This window comes from Streptomyces sp. NPDC050759 (assembly GCF_044456945.1).
Lineage (GTDB): Bacteria > Actinomycetota > Actinomycetes > Streptomycetales > Streptomycetaceae > Streptomyces.
Genome location: NZ_JBITGI010000018.1, coordinates 199,890 through 214,062, shown reverse-complemented (window position 1 = coordinate 214,062; position 14,173 = coordinate 199,890). Strand labels below are relative to the sequence as shown.

The following is a 14,173-nucleotide window of genomic DNA, read 5'->3' as shown; positions in this document are numbered from 1 at the left end:
GGGGGGGGTGTCCGTCCTCGGTCCGGCGGCTCGGTTTCTTGAGCGGTGCTCGGTAACGGACGCCGGCCGCTGCGGGCGGACACCCCCCACCCCGTCCCCTTGCCGCCGTACGCGGCTTGCGGCCCGTCGTGGCGTGGGGTGCGGCCAACGGTCCGTCGTGGTGCGGAGGGTGAGGATCGGTCCCTCGTGTCGCGGGTGACTGCAACTCCTCAGGGGCGCGGGGAACTGCGCGACCAGCCCCCAGCGGCCCGCAGCCGTCCGACAACGTCGCAGGACGCCCGCGCCTCGCAGCCGCCCTGCTCCCAGCGCAGCCCCTAGCCCAGCCGCTCGTGCAGGAAGGGCACCGTGCTCTCCCACGCACGGGTGGCGGACTCGGCGTCGTAGACCGGGCGGCCGTCGTTGAAGAAGGCGTGGTTCGCCGGGTAGAGGCGCAGGTCCGGGGTGATCCCGGACTGCTCCCGGACGGCCTCGCGCAGAGCGTCGAGGCTCTTCGCCGGGATGCTCTCGTCGAGCTCGCCGTAGTGGCCCAGGATCTCCGCCTTCAGGCCCGAGAAGTCGGGCAGCTCGCCCTGGATCACGCCGTAGAACGGCACCGCGGCGCTCACCCGGGGGTCGGCCGCCGCCAGGTACAGGACGAATCCGCCGCCCATGCAGAAGCCGACCGCGCCGACGGTGTCCGAGGTGACCTCGTCCAGCGACAGCAGGTGGTCGACCGCGCCGGAGAGCAGTTCCACACCCCGCGAGACCGGGAGGTCCTGCATCATCCGCAGGGCCTCGGCGCTCTCGTGGGCGACGTTGCCGCCGTACAGGTCGGGGGCGAGGGCCACGAAGCCCTCCGCCGCCAGCCGGTCGGCGACGTCGGCGATGTGGTCGGTCAGGCCCCACCACTCCTGGATGACGATGACACCCGGCCCGCTCCCGGACGGCGGCAGCGCCAGATAGCCGTGCGCGGTGGTGCCGCCACTCGGGAAGGTGACGTTCTGGCGGGCGGGAGCTCCAGTCGACTTCGGCAGTTCTGTCATGGTGCTCGACTCCTGTGCGACAGTCCGGTGATGGGGCGCCGGAGCCGTGACCCCGGCGGTGATCACCAGCCTGTCACGCGGCGTACGGCCCACCCACGGGAGCCCCGGAAGACCGGACTGGCGTGCGTGAAGTTTTACGTATAACCTCTCCCGTCAACTACCCGCCGAGCAGCCGGTCCGAGAGGTTCCGATGAGACGCATCGCCCTGGTCACCCTCGTCGTCGACGACTACGACGAGGCGATCCGCTTCTATACCGAGGCACTCGGCTTCCGGCTCGTCGAGGACGCGCCCCGCCCCGACGGCTCCCGCTGGGTCGTCGTACGGCCGGACGAGCGCGAAGGCGGCACCGACCTGCTGCTCGCCCGAGCCAAGGACGAGGCTCAGCAGGCCCGGGTGGGGAACCAGGCCGGCGGGCGCGTCGGCTTCTTTCTGCACACCGACGATTTCGCCCGCGACCACGCCCGCATGCTCGGCGCGGGTGTGACCTTCCTGGAGGAGCCGCGCCACGAGCCCTACGGCTCGGTCGCCGTCTTCCAGGACCTCTACGGAAACCGCTGGGACCTGCTCCAGCCCGCCGACTGACCCTCACACCACCCTGTTCGAAGTCCGAGGAAGACCCCGCCATGACCGCTACGCGCGTAGACGCCGCATTGATCCGCAGCCTCCCCAAGGCCGTCCTGCACGACCACCTCGACGGCGGCCTGCGCCCCGCCACCGTGGTGGAGCTCGCGGCGGAGGTCGGCCACACCCTGCCCACCACCGACCCGGACGAGCTCGCGGCCTGGTACTTCGAGGCCGCCAACTCCGGAGACCTGGTGCGCTACATAGCCACCTTCGAGCACACCCTCGCCGTCATGCAGACGCGTGAGGGCCTGCTGCGCACGGCCGAGGAGTACGTCCTCGACCTGGCCGCCGACGGGGTCGTGTACGGCGAGGTGCGCTACGCCCCCGAGCTGAACACCAACGGCGAACTGACCATGGCGGAGGTCGTCGAGACGGTCCAGGAGGGCCTGGCCGCCGGTATGGCGAAGGCCGCCGCCGCGGGCACTCCGGTGCGGGTGGGCACGCTGCTGTGCGGGATGCGGATGTTCGACCGGGTGCGCGAGGCCGCCGACCTGGCGGTGGCGTTCCGGGACGCCGGTGTCGTCGGCTTCGACATCGCCGGCGCCGAGGACGGCTTCCCGGCCGCCGACCACCGGGACGCCTTCGAGTACCTGCGCCGCGAGAACGTGCCGTTCACCATCCACGCCGGTGAGGCCCACGGCCTGCCCAGCATCCACCAGGCCGTTCAGGTCTGCGGCGCCCAGCGCCTCGGCCACGGCGTGCGGATCACCGAGGACATCCCCGACCTCGCGGTCGGCAAGCTCGGCCGGCTCGCGGGCTGGGTCCGGGACCGCCGTATCGCCCTGGAGATGTGCCCGACCTCCAACCTGCAGACCGGCGCCGCCACCTCCATCGCCGAGCACCCCATCACTGCCCTGAAGGACCTGGGCTTCCGGGTCACCCTCAACACCGACAACCGACTCGTGTCCGGTACGACGATGACCCGGGAGATGTCCCTGCTGGTCGAGGAGGCCGGCTGGACGGTCGAGGACCTGCGCACGGTCACGGTGAACGCTCTCAAGAGCGCCTTCATCCCGTTCGACGAGCGCAGGGCCCTCATCGAGGACGTCGTCCTGCCGGGCTACGCGCTCTGATACAGCCCCCGCAGATAGGCGGCCTGTCCGACGTGCTCGTAGTCGTCGGACAGGACGCTGACCAGCCGGACGCCCAGCGTGACCGGCGGATCCCAGTTCTCGTCCACGACCCGGTCCAGGTCCGCGGCGGTCAGGCCGCGCAGGGCTTCGAGGCTCTGGGCGTGCACGGCGTCGTAGTAGCCGGTCAGCAGGTCGGCGGAGTCGACCCGCACCTTGGCGACCTGCGCGGAGGTGTGGCCGTACCCGATGTCACGGGGCTTCAGGTCCAGGCCGAAGCGCTTCTCCCAGTCCTGCGTCAGCCAGACCTGGTCGAGGCCGAACGCACCGGCCACATGGTCGTCCTGGACCCGGGTGAGATGCCAGACCAGCCAGGCAACGGAGTTGGCGTCGGGGCCGGGACGACGGTGGAGGTCGTCCAGGGTCAGGCCCTCGACGGCCGCGTGGACCTCTTCCTGGATGCGGGTGTACGCGTCGATGAGGATGTCCTTTGCATGCATGACATCCACCATCGCGCATCGCGCCGCGTCACGCGTCGGGAATCCAGCTCCCGTGGAAGCCCAGCGGCACCCGCCCCGGCAGATGGATCCGGGCCACCGGCTCACCAGTGAAGTCCTGGGCCGCGAGAATCACCAGGTCCGAGGCCCCGCGATTGGGGTTGTGCACATACGCGATCGCATACCCGTCGTCCTCCGCGGCCCGCTCGTCGCAGGGGTCGGACGGCACGAACACGGCCTCGCTCGCCGCCGCGCCCCGCGGCAGCCGGTGCACCTGCGCGGTGCCGCGCAGCAGATCGTGCTTGATGAGTGCGTTGCTGAACGCCCGGTCCGGCGGCGGGTTGCCGTCGACCGCCTGATAGGCCACCGCCATCTCCGCGGCCGCCGCCGAGTAGCCGTAACGGTGCCGACGGGACACCAACGCCTCGTTCACGCGCGGGAATTCCTGAGGGCGGTCGTCGAGGGTCCGGGTCCGTACCCGCCCCTGACGCAGGTCGACCGTCCAGCGGTCAAGGCGGGGGGTGCCCGCCCCGTACGGCCCTCCCGAGCCGTTGCCCGCCACGAGGAAGGGCGCGTCGAAGTTGGTCATGTCGATCACCAGGTTCGGGCCCTCCTCGTACGCGTTGAGGGTGTGCGAGTAGTACACCGGGTCCACCTCGAACCAGCGGACCGCACCACCCTTGCGGGGCAGCACACCGACCCGTGCCGGATGCCGGTCGTTCCAGACGTACGGCACGATGTCGCCGCGCTCGGCGCCCGCCGGGTCGAAGGTGACCGGCATGTCGAGGATCACCACATGGTTCTCGGTGAGCGCGAAGTCGTGGATCATCGGCGCGTCCGCCACCGGGATCCGTGTACTGCGCGAGACGCGGCCGGCCGGATCGACGACCAGGTGCCGCACGTGGTCCCAAGTCGGGTAGTAGGCGATCACGTGCAGCTCACCGGCGTGCGCGTCGAACTTGGTGTGCGCGGTGAACGCGCCCTCCAGGGTGCCCCGGAAGTCGTACGTGCCCACGGTGTTCAGCTCGTCGTCCAGCTCGTACGGCAGCGGCCCGCTCTCCTGGAGCGCGAGGATCCGCCCGCGGTAAGGGATCACATGGGTGTTGCACGGGAAGTCGTCCGGCGGCACCGGGCCCGGATAGGGCTCGCCGAGCTTCTTCGCCACCTGGGAGGAGCGCACCCAGCGGTTGCGGTACCACTCCGCGCGGCCCTCGCGCAGCCGGACGCCGTGCACCATGCCCTCACCGAGCATCCAGTGGTGGGCACGCGGGTCCTCGATTCCGAGCGCGTTGGGGCCGTTGCGCAGATAGCGGCCGTTCAGCTCACGTGGGATGCGGCCGGTGACCGGCAGGTCGAAGGCCGTCAGTTCCTCGGTGACGGGTTCGAACGCGCCCTCCAGGAAGGGGAAGCGGCGCGCTGTCCGGGGCGCCGCCGCGGCGGGCAGCGCGCCCGCTCCGGTGCCGACCAGCGCGCCGGCCGCCGTGATCGCCGCCGCGCCGCGCAGTACGTTCCGTCGTGTGGGATCCGTCATCTTCCCTACTCCTGACCGTGGTTGTCCTCGGGAACGGTCATGAGTCTGGTGTGCGGGACGGATCAGGTCACGAGGGTTGGGCCCCGTCCGGGGGTGTACTCAAGCCCCCTGTTTCCAAGCCCCCTGTTTCCAGCAGGGACATCAGCGCCCGCGCCGCCGGGCTCGTCGCCTGCGAGGGCGGCAGGAGGGCGACCGTCTCGTACACGGTCTCGCCGGTGCCCTTGACCGGCAGCGCCGTCAGCGACGGCCGCTTGTGCCGGAAGTGCTGGGGCACGACGGCCACGCCGAGGTTCTCGTCCACGAGGTCGAGGAGGCTGTGCACGTCGTTGACCTCCAGCGCGACGTTGCGGCGCAGTCCGGCGGCGGCGAAGGCGGCGTCGGTAGTGCGGCGCGGCCCCCAGTCCGGATGGAAGTCGACGAAGACCTCGCCGCCCAGGTCCTCCGGCGTCACGGCCGCGCCGACGGCCGCGAGCCGGTGGCTGGGGTGGCACAGCACGGTCATGGGCTCGCTCGACAGCGGTACGACGCGCAGCTGGTCGGTGTCCTGTTGCGCCGCCCGGACGGCGAACGCCAGATCGAGCCGGCCGGCGGCGACCTCCTCGGCGAGGGCGGCGGACCCCGCCTGGCGCAGACAGATCTCGACGTCCGCATGCTGCCGCCGGAACGCGGCGAGCAGCCCCGCCACGTGCAGCCCCGCGATGCACTGCTCGGAACCCAGCGCGAGCATCCCGCGCAGCACCCCCTGCACGGCCGCCACCGCCTCGTGGGCCGCGCGCACCTGCGCGAGGATCCGCTCGGCCTCGCCGAGCAGGGCCCGCCCCGCCGGGGTGAGCGTCACCCGGCGCGTGGTCCGCACGAAGAGCGGTGTCTGCAGCTCCCGCTCCAGCGCCCGGATGGACGCGGACAGCCCCGACTGGGAGACCAGGAGGCGCTCGGCGGCCCGGGTGAAGTGCTGGTCCTCGGCGACAGCGACGAAGTGCTGGAGATGGCGTAGTTCCATGATTGAGAAGCCTATCCGCTGAATTCCATCGGATTCTTCTGTTGGACCAATGCCCCCAGGTCGCGAAAGAGTGCACACAGGTTCAAAACCCTGGTTCCACCGTGCCAACCCCTCTGGAGTCGCGTTGTACACCGCACACCCCGACCGCTACGCGGAGATGCCCTACCGGCGCACCGGACGCAGCGGCCTGAAGCTTCCCGCGATCTCGCTCGGCCTGTGGCACAACTTCGGCCCGGCGGACCGTACGGTCGAGACCCAGCGGGCCATCCTGCGCCGCGCCTTCGACCTCGGCGTCACCCACTTCGACCTAGCCAACAACTACGGTCCGCCGCCCGGCGCCGCCGAGTCCGCCTTCGGCGAGGCCCTCAAGGCCGACCTCGCGGCGTACCGCGACGAGCTGATCATCTCCACCAAGGCCGGATACCTGATGTGGCCCGGCCCGTACGGCGAGTGGGGTTCCCGCAAGTACCTGCTGTCCTCGCTGGACCAGAGCCTCACCCGGATGGGCCTGGACTACGTCGACATCTTCTACTCGCACCGCCCCGACCCGGAGACTCCCCTGGAGGAGACGATGGGCGCCCTGCACACCGCGGTCCAGCAGGGCAAGGCGCTCTACGTCGGCATCTCGAACTACTCGGCCGAGCAGACCCGCGAGGCCGCCCGCATCCTCGGTGAGCTGGGCACCCCGCTCCTCATCCACCAGCCGCGGTACTCGATGCTGGACCGCCGCCCCGAGGACGGCGGCCTGCTGGACGCGCTGGACGAGCTCCAGGTCGGCTCGATCGTCTTCTCCCCGCTGGAGCAGGGCCTGCTCACCGGCCGCTACCTCGACGGCATCCCCGAGGACTCCCGGGCCGCGAGCGACAGCCCCTTCCTGAACTCGGACGCGGTCACCGAGGACCTGGTCCAGCAGCTCCGCGAGCTCAACGACATCGCCAAGGGCCGCGGCCAGACCCTCGCCCAGCTGGCCCTGGCCTGGGTCCTGCGCGGTGGCCGCGTCACCTCGGCCCTCGTCGGCGCCAGCAGCCCGAAGCAGATCGAGGACAGCGTGGGCACGATCGCCAACCTGGACTTCGACGCGGAGGAACTGGCGAGGATCGACGCGATCGTCAAGGGATGACCGACGCGGCCGTCATGGCCGCGGGAGGTCGACCGGACGGGCACCGGCTTTCGGCCGGTGCCCGGGTCCCGTTGACTCGGTGCTGCTGGTGATGCCGTGTGGGGCAGCCCTGATCAGCCGGTTCGCTCCTCGATCCGCACGGTGACCGTGTCCCCGGCCTCCTTCCCGATGGCCTTCCGCACATCGGCCTTCACGGGCAGCATGTGGGTGCCGTCCCCTAGCGCCATGAAGGAGCTCCGGAACGGGTGTCCGTCGATCTTCCCGCGGACCTTCACCAGCCCGCGGGTGCCGAAGAACTCGACGGAGGCGGGCCAGTGGACACAGGTCCAGCTGCCCTTCTCCGGTTTCCTGCCGAGGACCGCGGTGAATTCCGCGTCCACTTCTCCGGTGGTGCCCATGAGGTCCTCCCTCGCCGGTGGCTGCTCTCCAAGAGACCATCGGCGATGCGAAAACTCATCGCGGCCGTCGCTCACGCCCCGTCCGGAACCCGGTCGAGAAATCCGAGCACGGTCCTGATCCGTCCGTCACCGGCCAGCGTGATCACATCGGACCCGGCCACGGGCGCCGAACCATCGATTTCATTCACGAGCTCCCAGGAGAACCGCGCGGTGTCGTGATGCCCCTCGACGGCGCCGGTGAGCCGGAACGCGAAACCGGGGAACTGCTCGTGGGCCGCCGCGATGACCCCGGCGATCTGCTCGTGGCCGACCACGTCGGCGAGGGGGTCGGTGTAGCCGCCGCCCACCGCCCAGGCGGCCGCCACGGCTTTCGCACGTGCCTGCGGCTCCCTGGCGTTCCAGGCTTCGAAGTAGCGGCTGACGGCGTTCTCGTAACGATCTGTGTGCGCGGGCATGGGTGATCAGCCTCCGTCGAGGTCGTCTGTGCTGGTGGGACCTGATACCGCAACCCTGCCCGCGGCCCTCGGAACCGTCGATTACTTCCGGGGTCATGACGTTTGAGCGTGTACCCGTCAGATTTCGGCCAGGAGGGTCCGGGAATATGCCAGGAGACTGGCCAAAAAGATGTGGTGACAGTGTTTCAGTAGTGAACATACTCGACTGACAGGTCCTTCACATCGAGCGAAGTGTCCGTCACATACAGCACCGAGAACCGCGTACCGCACATGAGCCGCACGAAAGCGAGGCCCTGCCGCCAGGTGAACGGAGCAAGCGGGGGAGTGGATCGTGCACGACGAATTCCTGTGCCATGTCACGGGGTACGGCATCTGCGACGGGCGGCGCATCGGCGTGCCCCTCGGAACCTATCGCGCACCCACCCTCGCCCTCGCCCTGTGGTGGTTACGCGACCGGGCCTCGTGGATCGCCGACCGATTAGACCCCCAGCCCGAGGCCGAGTACTTCCCGGCGGGTGCCCTCGCTCCCGTCGCCGGGACCGTGCTCGACGTGCCCGCCGTCATGCGGGCCTGGTGTGCCGACCTGTACCAACAGGACCTGGTCGCCGATGAGTTGGCGGCCGGCCGGCTGGTCCGGATCGCCGCCAGTGACGACACCACCGAGTACGAACTGCTCGCCGAGTCCGTGGACGCGGTGCGCATGCACCGGATGGCCTCGGCGCTCTTCACGCCGGTCGCCTGAGCCGAGTCGGCGCCCTCTGTGCGCGGCGCCCGATCCGCGCCACCGGGCGACAAAAGGTGTGAATCGGTAGAATTCTGGCATGGCGGAGCGGCCGGTCGCACCGACGGCGCCCGAGCTCGTCCTGGAGACCGACACCGGCTCCACGGTGATGAGCCCGGGCCATGACTACCACGTGGGCCGCGACCCGTTGAGCGACATCGTCATCGACGATGCCCGGGTCTCGTGGCACCACGCGGTGCTGCGACCCGAGGCCGACCACTGGACCCTCGAGGACGAGAACAGCACCAACGGCACCTACGCCGACGGCCGCCGCGTCCGCGAGTGGGACGTCGGCCCCGGAAGCGTGATCCACTTCGGCAGCCCCGCCGACGGCCCCTGCGCGGTCCTGCTGGGCCGCCTCGCCCCCGAGCGCCCTTCCGCCGTCTCGATGCCGGGCCTGACCGGCACCTTCCGGCGGCCCACCGCAGTACGCCCGCTGCCCACCCGCACGGTCCGTATCGGCCGCGCCGACGACAACGACCTTGTCATCGACGACCTGGTCGTCTCCCGCCACCACGCCGAGCTGCGCGCCCTGCCCGACGACAGCTACGAGATCGCCGACCTCGGCAGCCACAACGGCACCTATCTCAACGGCCGGCCCGTCACCGGCGCCGCCATCGGCCCCGGTGACATCGTCGGCATCGGCCACTCGGCGTTCTGCCTGGTCGGCGACACGCTCCAGGAGTACGTCGACACCGGCGAGGTCTCCCTCGACGTCCAGGACCTCACGGTCGCCGTCGACCGCGGCCGCAAGACCCTGCTCGACCACGTATCCTTCCCGGTGGGGGAGAAGTGCCTGCTCGCGGTCGTCGGCCCGAGCGGCGCCGGAAAGTCCACCCTCCTGAACGCCCTCACCGGACAGCGCCCCGCCGACCACGGCACCGTCCTGTACGACGGCCGCGACCTCTACCGCGACTACGCCGAGCTGCGCCAGCGCATCGGCCTGGTCCCGCAGGACGACATCCTGCACGCCCAGCTGACCGTCCGCAGCGCCCTGTCCTACGCCGCCGAACTGCGCTTCCCGCAGGACACCGCGAAGGCGGAACGCCGCGAACGGGTCGACGAGGTCATCCGCGAGCTCGGCCTGGAACAGCGCGCCCGGCAGCCCGTGCACAGCCTCTCGGGCGGCCAGCGCAAGCGGGTCAGCGTGGCCCTGGAGCTGCTGACCAAGCCCTCCCTGCTCTTCCTCGACGAACCGACCTCCGGCCTCGACCCCGGCATGGACCGCTCGGTGATGCACATGCTGCGCGGCCTCGCCGACGACGGCCGCACGGTCATCGTCGTCACCCACAGCGTCCTGAGCCTCGACGTCTGCGACCGCCTCCTCGTCCTCGCTCCCGGGGGGAGGATCGCCTACTACGGCCCGCCCGAGGACGCCCTCGCCTACTTCGGCTTCGCCCAGTGGCCCGAGGCGTTCGAGGCCTTCGAGAGGGACCAGGACCGCGACTGGGCAGGCGACTTCCGCGTCTCGTCCTTCCAACACCAGTACGTCACCGAGGCCACCGCACAACCCCGGATGCCCCGCTCCGAGCCGGTCATCATCGCGCCCCCGCCGCGGCCCCGCAGCCGCGGCGCCCAGCTCGGCACCCTGATCCGCCGCTACAGCGCCGCTCTCGTCGCCGACCGCACCTTCCTCGCCATCATGATCGCCCTGCCGTTCGTCATGGGCGCCATGGCCCGGGCCCTCGCGGGCAGCCAACTCACCCGCGACACCGCGATGAACGCCCTGCTCATCCTGTGCGTCGGAGGCGTCCTCACCGGCGCCGCGAACGCCGTGCGCGAGCTGGTGAAGGAGCGGGTCATCTACCAGCGCGAACGAGCCGTCGGCCTGTCCAGATCGGCGTACCTGATGTCCAAGGTCGTCGTGCTGGGCACGATCACCGTCGTGCAGGCGGTGGTCCTGACCCTGGTCGCCCTCCTCGGAGTCGACCTCAATGCCCCCGCCGGCGAAGGCGTGTTGATGCCGCCCCTTGCCGAGATCACCATCGCGGTCGCCCTGCTGGCGTTCACGGCGATGATGCTCGGTCTGCTCGTGTCCGCGCTGGTGCGCAAGGAAGAGGTGACGATGCCGCTGCTCGTGCTGCTCGCCATCGTCCAGGTCGTCTTCTGCGGAGCCCTGCTGCAGCTCGACGGTGTGCCCGGCCTGGAACAGCTGTCCTGGCTGGTGCCCTCGCGCTGGGCGCTCGGAGCGATGGCCGGCACGATCGGCCTGGCCCGGATCGTGCCGGGCGACCTCACCGGCGACCCGTTGTTCAAGCACTCTGCGGGCGTGTGGCTGCTGAACATCGGCATGCTCGTCGTCCTCTCCGCGGTCTTCGGATACGTCGTCTCCCGGCTGCTGCGCCGCCACGAACCCGCGGTCATGCGGAAGTAGGCCGCCGATGACGACCCCCGGCTTCCGGCCCACCCACGTCGTCCCCGGCCAGGGCATGCCCGCCTGGGACGCCCCCGACCCGGCCCGCCCCACCGTCCCCCTCGACCCGCTCCTGCCCGTCCAGCTCGTGGAGCGACGCGGCGACTGGGCCCACGTCCTGTGCGCCAACGGCTGGTCGGCCTGGGTCGACGGCCGCCACCTGGTCGCCGTACCGCAGGATCCCCCCGCCCCCGACAGCCCGCTCACCCGAGCCGCCGACCCACGCCCCCTGCTGGCCCGCGCCGACGAGACCCTCGCCCGCTACCGGGCCGCCGTCGAGGAGCTGGCCGGCGGCGGCCTCGACGGGGAGGCGTTCCGGGGCCGCACGCGGGGACTGCGGATCGGGGTGGTCGTCGACGGGGAACACATGTGGCTGTACGACGCCCAGCACGGACGCTGGGTGTACGCGGACGGGACGCGGCTGAACACCTACGCCACCGACGACGGGCCTCAAGCGGACGGGCCTCAAGCGGGCGGACACGCCCCCACCCAGGTCGTGACGCGCGATGGCACGTGAGACCAGCCTCTTCTCCGGCAGCCCCTCCGAACTGGTCGGCAGACAGGTCGCGAGCTACCGCATCGAGCAGGAGATCGGCCGCGGTGGCATGGCCGTCGTCTACCGGGCCCGGGACCTGCGTCTGGACCGCACGGTGGCGCTGAAGCTGCTGGCCCCCGAACTGGCCCGCAACGACACCTTCCGCAACCGCTTCAGCCACGAGTCCCGGGTGGCCGCCGCGATCGACCACCCGCACATCGTCCCGGTCTTCGAGGCGGGCGAGACGGACGGCGTCCTGTACATCGCCATGCGGTACGTCGCCGGCAGCGACCTGCGTCATCTCCTGGACCGCCAGGGCCCGTTGCCCCTGCCGACCGCCTTGCGGATCGCCGCCCAGATCGCCTCCGCGCTCGACGCGGCCCACGAGCACGGGCTGGTCCACCGGGACGTGAAACCCGGCAACATCCTGGTCGCCCGCGGCACCGACAGCGACCACCCCGAGCACACCTACCTCACCGACTTCGGCCTCACGAAGAAGTCCCTGTCGCTGACCGGGTTCACGACGGTCGGCCAGTTCGTCGGCACCCTCGACTACGTGGCACCCGAGCAGATCTCGGGCCGCCCGGTCGACGGCCGCTGCGACGTCTACGGCTTCGCCTGCGTGGTCCACGAGTCCCTCACGGGCCACCCGCCCTTCCGCCGCGACGACGACATGGCCCTGCTGTGGGCCCACCAGTACGACGCCCCGCCTGCCCTCTCCGAGTCCCGCCCCGACCTGCCCGCGCCACTCGACGCGGTGTTCGCCAAGGCCCTCGCCAAGGCGCCCGACGACCGCCACGACTCCTGCCTGGCCTTCGTCGCGGCCCTCCGCTCGGCGGCGACGGGCGCTCACCCGCCGACGGAGGTCGCCCTGCCGACCGTAGAACCGCAGGAGACCCGTCCGAAGCCCCCACCCCGCTGGGCGGCGCCGGTGGTCCGGGGGCGGTAGTCAGCCCTGGCCCAGGCCGTTCAACGGCAGCTTCCGCGCCAGCAACCTGCGGTGGCTGATCCGCCACTGCGCACCGACACGGACCACGGTGTCCTCGTACGTCACCGAGCCGCACGAGCCGCCCGCCATGACGCCGAGGCCCTTGGAACGGGCGTGGACCCGGTCGTCGGTGATCTCCTCGACGAACACGTTGGTGACGTGGTGCGCCACGGGGTTTCCGGCACCCAGAGCCAGGGCCGCGTCCTTGATCGCGGCGAGCCCTGTGAGTTCACCCTGGCCGAAGTCGGACAGGTCGTAGACGACATCCGCGGTGAAGACCTCGCCCATCCGGTCCAGCGCCCCGGCGTCCACGAGGTGTCCGTGCAGCGCGATCAACTCGGTCACGGCAAGGCGGTCTTCGAGAGCCAACGTCATGCGGTGCCCCTTCCTCGGCTGAGCGCACCCTGCCACGCCGCGCGTCACGCGTCAGCCGGTTTGATCTCTCCTTTGCGCCGCACCGGCCGCGCCAGCAGCGCGCCGAGGAAGCCGGTGGCCAGACCCCACAGGGCGCCGAGGCCGACCGCCGTCCAGAGCTCCGGCTCGAGGAACAGCTTTCCGCCCAGGCCGCCCCCGAGGTCGCCGATGCCGAGTACCGACAGTCCGTACCGGGCGGAGATCCGGCCCACGAGGCAGATCATGAGAACCGTCAGGGCGAGGGCGACCGCCCCGTGCACGGCGTGCCGCCAGGCGCGGACCCGGGCGGGTGAGCGGGCCGCCATCAGGAAGGCCACGGCCAGCAGCAGGACCGCGTCGACGACCACCAGCCACCAGACCCGGCCGTCCTGCTCGGCGAGGGTGTGCAGATCGAGCGTGGCGGTGTCCTTGGAGCGCAGCACCTCGTCCAGGACGTGCGGCATGGGCAGTCCGAAGGGCCCTTCCACCCGCCCGTTCCAGGTGGCGCCGAGGCCGATGGTCAGGGTGAGCCAGACCAGGTTCGGCATGCCCAGCAGGATCACCGCGAGCGTCTCGCGCGCATGACCGCGCGTCACGGCGACGACGAGGGCGATCAGGGTGCCGAGGACGACGTAGGCGAGCAGCAGGACGACCATGGCGTGGGCGGCCGGCCGTACCGACTCCTGGAACGGCAGCAGCCGACCGGGCAGCGGAGCCCTGGCCGACACCAGCAGGGCCAGCACCAGGACGCCGGCCATCCACAGGAGGCCGAACAGAAGGGTCTGCGGCACGTCCGTGGTGAAGCCGACCTCGGGGGAGACACCGAAGAGATCCCCCAGGTCGCCCAGCGTGTCGTCGCCGAGGGAGAGCGTGAACGTCTGGCGGGCCGCGTAGGCCAGGGCGAGGAGCGCCGGCAGCCACAGGACGGCGATCCGGGCCGCCCATCCGGCGAGCTCCCGGCCGCCCGCGACCGCCCGGTGCCGCAGCGGACGCAGAAAGCCCGCACCGAGCACCAGCGCACCGGTCAGGGTGACGGAGAGGGGGATCACGGTGAGCCCCGCCTTGGTGTCGGCGAGCCCTCCCGCGCTTCCCGACAGCTTGATCGTGCCGCCGACAGCGGTGACGACGGTCGCCGCCACGACCCGGGGGAACGCGTGGTCCGGAAGGTCGGACGCACCCGCCGCCCACAACCCCAGCGCGGCCACCACCCCCATGGCGCCCAGCGCGACCAGGACCGTGGCCACGGCCTGCGCCCAGCCGTGGCGAGCGACGACTGCCTGGTCAAAGGGGGGTTGCGGGATCACCCTGCCACGCTAAGCAGCCCCGGCACGGGGCGCCCGCCGGG

Annotated in this window: 15 protein-coding genes; 7 read left to right on the top strand and 8 right to left on the bottom strand. The window is 71.2% G+C overall.

Annotation, left to right across the window (positions count from 1 at the left end):
* Positions 1 to 314: 314 nt before the first annotated feature.
* Positions 315 to 1,022 carry a dienelactone hydrolase family protein gene (locus tag ACIBJB_RS39035; protein ID WP_326671664.1) on the bottom strand — a complete coding sequence of 236 codons (708 nt, stop codon included), beginning with the start codon at positions 1,020 to 1,022 and terminating at the stop codon, positions 315 to 317.
* A gap of 190 nt (positions 1,023 to 1,212) precedes the next feature.
* Here ACIBJB_RS39035 and ACIBJB_RS39030 point away from each other — a divergent pair, with 190 nt between their 5' ends.
* Together ACIBJB_RS39030 and ACIBJB_RS39025 are read left to right on the top strand one after the other, a co-directional pair.
* Complete coding sequence (locus ACIBJB_RS39030) at positions 1,213 to 1,605, top strand: VOC family protein (RefSeq protein ID WP_398938210.1); 393 nt, start codon at positions 1,213 to 1,215, stop codon at positions 1,603 to 1,605.
* A 41-nt stretch (positions 1,606 to 1,646) separates the two neighbouring features.
* A complete protein-coding gene (locus ACIBJB_RS39025) occupies positions 1,647 to 2,720 on the top strand; it encodes an adenosine deaminase (protein WP_398938208.1) in 1,074 nt (357 codons plus the stop codon).
* Here the strand turns inward: ACIBJB_RS39025 and ACIBJB_RS39020 are convergent.
* From ACIBJB_RS39020 to ACIBJB_RS39010, 3 genes are all read right to left on the bottom strand, one after another.
* Positions 2,708 to 3,217 (bottom strand): DinB family protein, encoded by a 510-nt coding sequence (locus ACIBJB_RS39020; RefSeq protein ID WP_398938206.1) that lies wholly within the window; start codon positions 3,215 to 3,217, stop codon positions 2,708 to 2,710. The two genes, ACIBJB_RS39025 and ACIBJB_RS39020, sit on opposite strands and share 13 nt — an antisense overlap.
* Before the next feature lie 28 nt (positions 3,218 to 3,245).
* Positions 3,246 to 4,745, bottom strand: a complete 1,500-nt coding sequence (locus ACIBJB_RS39015; RefSeq protein WP_398938204.1) for a carotenoid oxygenase family protein — start codon at positions 4,743 to 4,745, stop codon at positions 3,246 to 3,248.
* A gap of 67 nt (positions 4,746 to 4,812) precedes the next feature.
* Positions 4,813 to 5,745 (bottom strand): LysR substrate-binding domain-containing protein, encoded by a 933-nt coding sequence (locus ACIBJB_RS39010; protein WP_398938202.1) that lies wholly within the window; start codon positions 5,743 to 5,745, stop codon positions 4,813 to 4,815.
* A gap of 124 nt (positions 5,746 to 5,869) precedes the next feature.
* Here ACIBJB_RS39010 and mgrA point away from each other — a divergent pair, with 124 nt between their 5' ends.
* Entirely contained in the window at positions 5,870 to 6,865 is a 996-nt protein-coding gene (gene mgrA, locus ACIBJB_RS39005) for an L-glyceraldehyde 3-phosphate reductase (protein WP_266376093.1), read from the top strand.
* Between the two features lie 113 nt (positions 6,866 to 6,978).
* Here the strand turns inward: mgrA and ACIBJB_RS39000 are convergent, their stop codons facing one another.
* Together ACIBJB_RS39000 and ACIBJB_RS38995 are read right to left on the bottom strand one after the other, a co-directional pair.
* The gene (locus ACIBJB_RS39000; RefSeq protein ID WP_398938200.1) at positions 6,979 to 7,263 is read right to left on the bottom strand and encodes a DUF1905 domain-containing protein; all 285 of its coding nucleotides are present in this window, start codon (positions 7,261 to 7,263) and stop codon (positions 6,979 to 6,981) included.
* A gap of 71 nt (positions 7,264 to 7,334) precedes the next feature.
* Positions 7,335 to 7,718 carry a nuclear transport factor 2 family protein gene (locus ACIBJB_RS38995; RefSeq protein ID WP_398938197.1) on the bottom strand — a complete coding sequence of 128 codons (384 nt, stop codon included), beginning with the start codon at positions 7,716 to 7,718 and terminating at the stop codon, positions 7,335 to 7,337.
* A 331-nt stretch (positions 7,719 to 8,049) separates the two neighbouring features.
* On the opposite strand from ACIBJB_RS38995, the gene ACIBJB_RS38990 reads away from it, so the two are divergent.
* The 4 genes from ACIBJB_RS38990 to ACIBJB_RS38975 all read left to right on the top strand — a co-directional run bounded on the left by ACIBJB_RS38990 (position 8,050) and on the right by ACIBJB_RS38975 (position 12,396).
* Positions 8,050 to 8,460 (top strand): hypothetical protein, encoded by a 411-nt coding sequence (locus ACIBJB_RS38990; protein WP_266553580.1) that lies wholly within the window; start codon positions 8,050 to 8,052, stop codon positions 8,458 to 8,460.
* A 79-nt stretch (positions 8,461 to 8,539) separates the two neighbouring features.
* Positions 8,540 to 10,873 carry an FHA domain-containing protein gene (locus ACIBJB_RS38985; protein WP_398938194.1) on the top strand — a complete coding sequence of 778 codons (2,334 nt, stop codon included), beginning with the start codon at positions 8,540 to 8,542 and terminating at the stop codon, positions 10,871 to 10,873.
* Positions 10,874 to 10,880: 7 nt separating this feature from the next.
* The gene (locus ACIBJB_RS38980) at positions 10,881 to 11,429 is read left to right on the top strand and encodes a hypothetical protein (protein ID WP_398938192.1); all 549 of its coding nucleotides are present in this window, start codon (positions 10,881 to 10,883) and stop codon (positions 11,427 to 11,429) included.
* A complete protein-coding gene (locus ACIBJB_RS38975; RefSeq protein WP_398938190.1) occupies positions 11,419 to 12,396 on the top strand; it encodes a serine/threonine-protein kinase in 978 nt (325 codons plus the stop codon). The genes ACIBJB_RS38980 and ACIBJB_RS38975 overlap by 11 nt, the downstream gene beginning before the upstream one ends.
* Here the strand turns inward: ACIBJB_RS38975 and ACIBJB_RS38970 are convergent, their stop codons facing one another.
* The gene (locus ACIBJB_RS38970; protein ID WP_398938188.1) at positions 12,397 to 12,810 is read right to left on the bottom strand and encodes a nuclear transport factor 2 family protein; all 414 of its coding nucleotides are present in this window, start codon (positions 12,808 to 12,810) and stop codon (positions 12,397 to 12,399) included.
* Positions 12,811 to 12,854: 44 nt separating this feature from the next.
* Entirely contained in the window at positions 12,855 to 14,132 is a 1,278-nt protein-coding gene (locus tag ACIBJB_RS38965; RefSeq protein ID WP_398938185.1) for a streptophobe family protein, read from the bottom strand.
* Between the last annotated feature and the right edge of the window lie 41 nt (positions 14,133 to 14,173).

Bases quoted from the DNA above. Each gene is read 5' to 3' on its own strand.
- ACIBJB_RS39035 (WP_326671664.1), bottom strand. From the start codon at position 1,022: ATGACAGAACTGCCGAAGTCGACTGGAGCTCCCGCCCGCCAGAACGTC.
- ACIBJB_RS39030 (WP_398938210.1), top strand. From the start codon at position 1,213: ATGAGACGCATCGCCCTGGTCACCCTCGTCGTCGACGACTACGACGAG.
- ACIBJB_RS39025 (WP_398938208.1), top strand. From the start codon at position 1,647: ATGACCGCTACGCGCGTAGACGCCGCATTGATCCGCAGCCTCCCCAAG.
- ACIBJB_RS39020 (WP_398938206.1), bottom strand. From the start codon at position 3,217: ATGCATGCAAAGGACATCCTCATCGACGCGTACACCCGCATCCAGGAA.
- ACIBJB_RS39015 (WP_398938204.1), bottom strand. From the start codon at position 4,745: ATGACGGATCCCACACGACGGAACGTACTGCGCGGCGCGGCGGCGATC.
- ACIBJB_RS39010 (WP_398938202.1), bottom strand. From the start codon at position 5,745: ATGGAACTACGCCATCTCCAGCACTTCGTCGCTGTCGCCGAGGACCAG.
- ACIBJB_RS39000 (WP_398938200.1), bottom strand. From the start codon at position 7,263: ATGGGCACCACCGGAGAAGTGGACGCGGAATTCACCGCGGTCCTCGGC.
- ACIBJB_RS38995 (WP_398938197.1), bottom strand. From the start codon at position 7,718: ATGCCCGCGCACACAGATCGTTACGAGAACGCCGTCAGCCGCTACTTC.
- ACIBJB_RS38985 (WP_398938194.1), top strand. From the start codon at position 8,540: ATGGCGGAGCGGCCGGTCGCACCGACGGCGCCCGAGCTCGTCCTGGAG.
- ACIBJB_RS38980 (WP_398938192.1), top strand. From the start codon at position 10,881: ATGACGACCCCCGGCTTCCGGCCCACCCACGTCGTCCCCGGCCAGGGC.
- ACIBJB_RS38975 (WP_398938190.1), top strand. From the start codon at position 11,419: ATGGCACGTGAGACCAGCCTCTTCTCCGGCAGCCCCTCCGAACTGGTC.
- ACIBJB_RS38970 (WP_398938188.1), bottom strand. From the start codon at position 12,810: ATGACGTTGGCTCTCGAAGACCGCCTTGCCGTGACCGAGTTGATCGCG.